General features: G+C 69.1%; 3 protein-coding genes. 1 reads left to right on the top strand and 2 read right to left on the bottom strand.

Features of this window, described 5'->3' with window-relative positions:
• Window positions 1-22: 22 nt before the first annotated feature.
• On the bottom strand, window positions 23-634 hold the full coding sequence (locus tag Q1V87_RS15230; protein ID WP_300594755.1) for a low molecular weight phosphatase family protein: 612 nt from the start codon (window positions 632-634) through the stop codon (window positions 23-25).
• Between the two features lie 114 nt (window positions 635-748).
• A complete protein-coding gene (locus Q1V87_RS15225) occupies window positions 749-1,612 on the bottom strand; it encodes a hypothetical protein (protein ID WP_300594752.1) in 864 nt (287 codons plus the stop codon).
• A gap of 388 nt (window positions 1,613-2,000) precedes the next feature.
• On the opposite strand from Q1V87_RS15225, the gene Q1V87_RS15220 reads away from it, so the two are divergent.
• Window positions 2,001-2,645 (top strand): CPBP family intramembrane glutamic endopeptidase, encoded by a 645-nt coding sequence (locus tag Q1V87_RS15220; RefSeq protein WP_300594749.1) that lies wholly within the window; start codon window positions 2,001-2,003, stop codon window positions 2,643-2,645.
• Window positions 2,646-2,722: the final 77 nt, after the last annotated feature.

Raw genomic sequence — 2,722 nt, 5'->3', positions numbered from 1 at the left:
CCGGCCGGGAGGCGCGGCTCGCTCACCGAACGAGAGAGGCCTCGCGAACGCGGTTGGCGTATGCCACTGCGGCATCAAGCGCCGGGATCATCTCCGCCACCGCCCGGGCATAGTGAGCGCGGCGGCGCGACAGGTCGGGATCGAACACGTCATCCACCGTCGGGTCTCCCGGCGGATCCGTCGTGCCGCGAACCTCGCGCACGAGGTCGGTTGCGGCGCGGGCCCGCGCATTCGGGTCGTCGCCCGCACGATCCACTGCCCGCTGGAGGGCCTCGTCATCAACCTGGGCCGAGAGCCTGGCGAACTCGCGGATCGTGAATGCGCGACCCAAGGCGCTGAGATCCATCCGCACGCACGCGCTGCGGTGGATGCGGGACGCGCCGAGAATGAGGTCGGCCTGCTCGACCATCTCGCGTGTCAGAAGCTGCGGGCGATGAGCCTCGGCATCCGTCATCGATAGCCCCAGCGACTTCGCGGCATCGCGAGCCCGTCGCGTCATCCCGTCGCCGGGCGCTGGATGCGTGCCTGCGCTGCGCACCGTGATCGAACCATCCGCGAACTTACCGCGCAGGTACAGCTCGGCAAGCGGCGAACGAATCATGTTCGCCGTGCACACGACAAGGACCTCGACCATTTATCCCCAGATCTCTGTGGCCACCACTTCGGGTGTCGATGCCCCCGTCCCCATGTGCATCGACACAATGCATCCTAGGGGGCGAATGTGCGCGAGTGGTTTCGCGCCGCGCTGTCACCGGGTGGAGACGAAGGTGTTGCCCGCCCAGACCCAGGGGGTGCCGTCGCCGTCGAGGGTGACGGCGACCGGGGCATCCGTCGGAACGCTCGGGATGCAGGTCGCAGCGCCCGGCTGCGCCACCAGCATCCCGTCGCAGGATGCGGCATCCGCTCGTGCCGTCGTGACCTGGCCGTCGCCGGCCACAGTCAGCGCCAGGACTCCGGGCTGCTCGAGGGGCGACCAGGTGGCGGCATCCGTCGACTGGGAGGCATCCGACCCGCAGATGACCGCCGTCGTACCTGCGCCCGCGCGCACCCCCGTCGGCACCCCGCACGGGGCATCGAGTGTGCCGGCGGGGGTCACGACGGCTACCGGATTCGCGGGATCGATGTAGGTCGACGAGGCGAGGATCTCGCCGTTGGGCTCCCAGAACTGCCCATCAGTGAAGGTGCGCATGCCCTGCAACGTGCAATCCGCGCCCATGAGCGCGACCATCTGAGCCTGATCCGCCGCATACGGCGACAGCGAAAGGATCTGCCCGATCCCGAGGTAGCGGGGCGTGACATCCGACCAGGTCTGCCCGGCATCGGTCGAGCGCTCCAGCAGCGGCTCGATCGACCCGCACTGCCCGGCTGTCGCGCGCCACCACACGCCCTCGGATGTTGCGAGGAAGCGCTGGCCCGGACCCGTTGCCGCCGCCACTGTCACGGTCGGCGTCGGCGTAGGCGTCGCGGTCGGAGTCTCGACGCCCATCGTCGGCGTGACGCGTGGCGCCTCGGTCGGGGGAGGTGTCTGCGTGCGCGTGATCGCCAGCCAGCTGAGGCCCCCGACGGCGAGGATCAGCACCGCGACGATCACGACCGACACCCACGTGGGCACAGAGCCTCGGGAGCGTCTTGACGTGCTCGAGCGGTAGGCCACGGCGGTCCTCGCGTGTCGGCTGGTGTGCGGCGGGCGGAACAGCATCCGCTCGCTCTAGCGATGCGGATAGAAGCATGTGGTTCTGGCGCCGAACCGGCGAGGAATTCCCCCGGCAGGTACCCTGGCGCCTATGACGGAGTCTAGCGCGGCGACAGTACGTTCACCGGAACCAGGGTCGTCGAGGCGCTCGGACTCGACCGCGGAGCCCGGTTCGTCGCGGCGATCATCGTCGTCTCGGGGGTCGGATTCGGGTCGAAAGTCGCGGCGCAGCGAGCGCGCCAGCCACTCGTGGCGGTCGGGCGGAACATCCGTCGCTCGCTGGGATTGGGAACTTGTCGGATGGGCTGTGCTGCTGCTCGGTGCCGGCATCCTGCTCGCCACCCTCGCCGACCGACTCCTCGGCGGCACCCTCGGTTCCGCGCTCTCGCTTGCCGCCCTGTGGGGCGGGATGCTCGCCGCGATCATCCTTGCGTTCGCGCGCTCCCGGCCCCGGATGCTGCTGCGCTTCCACCCCTTCGACCTGCTCTACGGCATCGTGCTCGGCGTCATCCTGCGCTTCACGCAGGGCTTTCTCGAGATCGCCGGCACCGGCACCGCCGTGTGGCCCACAGCAGGCACTCTCGACGGGTCGCTTCCGGCATCCTTCTGGTTCGATGGCGTGCTCGCCCCCGTCGTGATCGCGCCGCTTCTCGAAGAGTTCTTCTTCCGCGCCGTGTTGCTCGTGGCGATCTTCACGGCGGTCAGACGGATGACGAACTCGCGTTCGTGGGCAGGGTTCGCCGCGATCTCGGTGACGACCGTGCTCTTCATCGGCCTGCACCTGGTCTTCGACACCTATACCTGGTGGTCGGTAGCAACCCTCGGACTCGTGGGGATCGTGTGCGCCGGCCTCGTCGTCGCAACCGCGCGCATCTGGGGGGCCGTGCTCACCCACATCGTCTTCAACGGTGTCGCCGTCGGGATGCTGGTCGTCGGCACGATCGGGGCCTAGCCGCATCCTCCCCCGGGAGGTGCGGTGACGCAGCTCTCCATACCCGCCTGAATCACCCTGTGCTACGCGTGCTACGC

This window comes from Microbacterium sp. (genome assembly GCF_030149085.1).
Taxonomy (GTDB): Bacteria; Actinomycetota; Actinomycetes; order Actinomycetales; family Microbacteriaceae; genus Microbacterium.
The sequence above is the reverse complement of the archived record's forward strand: the minus strand, read 5'-3'. Positions and strand labels throughout refer to the sequence as shown.

What these genes read in the sequence shown, in the direction of transcription:
- Q1V87_RS15230 (WP_300594755.1), bottom strand. Translation starts at nt 634, where the DNA reads ATGGTCGAGGTCCTTGTCGTGTGCACGGCGAACATGATTCGTTCGCCG.